This is a genomic window from Falsiroseomonas oryzae, assembly GCF_027856955.1.
GTDB classification, from domain to species: Bacteria; Pseudomonadota; Alphaproteobacteria; order Acetobacterales; family Acetobacteraceae; genus Falsiroseomonas; species Falsiroseomonas oryzae.
In genome coordinates this window covers 1-1,742 of record NZ_JAPSMD010000721.1, presented here as the reverse complement: position 1 = coordinate 1,742, position 1,742 = coordinate 1, and the positions used below count along the sequence as shown (strand labels likewise).

The window sequence follows — 1,742 nt, the reverse complement described above, 5'->3', positions numbered from 1 at the left end:
CCCTGGCGGCTGGCGCCTGACGCGGCCGATGCGCGCGCGGCGCCCGTGCTGCTGCCGCCTGCCGCCGCCGCCGGCGGAATCGCGGCGCGGACGGAGGCCGCCGGCCATCCCTGGAGCGCGCCGGCCAACCAGCCCGTGCGCAGCGCCTTCGCGCTGGCCGACGACCCCGGACTGCCCGATGCGGGATTCCTGCACGAGGAGCGGGTGGATCTGATCCGCCCGACCGAGCGCGGGCTGATGCTGCTGGGCAGTCGCACCACCGCGCTGGACCGCGACTGGACGCATCTCTCCGTGCGGCGGCTGGTGGATTGGCTGAAGCTGCAGCTGGCGCTGGACCTCGCCTGGGCCGCCTTCGAGCCGAACGGGCCGGCGCTGTGGAACGCGCTGGTGCGCGCGGCGAACCAGCGGCTGCGCGCGGCCTACGACGCCGGCGCGCTGGCCGGGCGCACGGCGCGGGAGGCCTATTTCACGCGCTGCGACGCCACCACCACCACACAATCGGCGCGCGATGCCGGTCAGGTGGTGCTGCTGGTCGGCGTGGCGCCCGCGGTGCCGGCGGAGTTCATCGTGTTCCGCCTGGTCCGCGCCGGCGCCGGCACACCGCTGGAGGCGGAGGGGCCATGAGCGAGGCCTTCCTCACCCGCTTCAACTTCGCAGTGGAGGTCACCGTCTCCGGCTTCGGCGGCGACGAGGGGCTGGCGCAGGGCAGCCCGCATGCCGCGCGCGGCGCCTTCAGCGAGGTGAGTGGCCTCGAGCTCAACATCGAGATGCAGGCGCTGCGCGAGGGCGGCTACAACGCGGGCGTGCGGCAGCTGGCGGGCAAGGTCAGCTCCCCACCGCTGGTGCTCAAGCGCGGCGTCACGCTGGACGACGCCTTCTGGGCCTGGATCCGACGCTGCACCGACGGCACCTTCCCCCTGCCCTACGTCTCCGGCGCCGTCACCGTCTTCGGGCCGGAGGGCGAGGGCGGGGAGCCGCGCGCCAGTTGGTCCTTCACCCGTGGTCTGGTCACCAAGGTGAGGTCCGCCGACCTGTCGGCCGGCAGCGCGCGCGAGGTCGCGATCGAGGAGCTCCACATCGCGCATGAAGGCCTGATGCGGGAGGAAGGGCCATGACCGCCCGCTTCCGCCGCGCCTCCATCACGCCTTTCGACGACGCCGGGCGCAACACGCTGGACGACCAGGCGGTGCCCTTCGACTTCAACCCGGAGACGCTGACGCTCAAGACCAGCGCCGGCCAGTCGCGCGACCGCGCGAGGCAGGGGCGGCAGCAGGTGCAGAATGTCGGCGCCTCCACTGCGACGCTGTCGTTCGAGGCGGTGTTCGACAGCACCCGCCCGCGCGACGGCGAGGATGGCCGCACCCCGCTGGACGAGGAGGAGTTGGACGTCCGGCTGCGCACGCGCCCGCTCGCGCTGCTGATCCAGGCCGCGGAGAGCCGCCAGGGTGGCAGCGGTGGCGGCGGTGGCGGCCGGAACCGCCAGCCCGCGCCGAAGCGCGTGCAGTTCCGGTGGGGCAGCATCGTCTTCAATGGGCTGATCACGCAGTACCAGGAGACCTTCGATTACTTCTCCCCGGGCGGCGTGCCGCTGCGCTCCAAGGTGCAGATCACGCTGACCGAGCAGGAGTTCCGCTACGAGATCGACAGCTCGGAGCGCGCCCGCGCGCAGTCCGCAGCGCCGCCCGCGCCGGGCGGGCTGCGCGACGCCGCCGGCGCGGCGGGCGCGGACAGCCTGTTCGACC

Annotated in this window: 3 protein-coding genes; all 3 read left to right on the top strand. The window is 73.9% G+C overall.

Features of this window, described 5'->3' with window-relative positions; all coding sequences use genetic code 11:
* Positions 1 to 624 (top strand): phage tail sheath C-terminal domain-containing protein (locus OZN99_RS31025; RefSeq protein ID WP_270939055.1); only part of this gene is annotated, 624 nt, incomplete at its 5' end.
* Complete coding sequence (locus OZN99_RS31020) at positions 621 to 1,115, top strand: phage tail protein (RefSeq protein WP_270939054.1); 495 nt, start codon at positions 621 to 623, stop codon at positions 1,113 to 1,115. The genes OZN99_RS31025 and OZN99_RS31020, both read left to right, overlap by 4 nt.
* On the top strand, positions 1,112 to 1,742 hold a 631-nt coding region (locus tag OZN99_RS31015), incomplete at its 3' end, for a CIS tube protein (protein ID WP_408611990.1). The genes OZN99_RS31020 and OZN99_RS31015, both read left to right, overlap by 4 nt.

Coding starts and splice junctions, on each gene's coding strand:
- OZN99_RS31020 (WP_270939054.1), top strand. CDS start 621: ATGAGCGAGGCCTTCCTCACCCGCTTCAACTTCGCAGTGGAGGTCACC.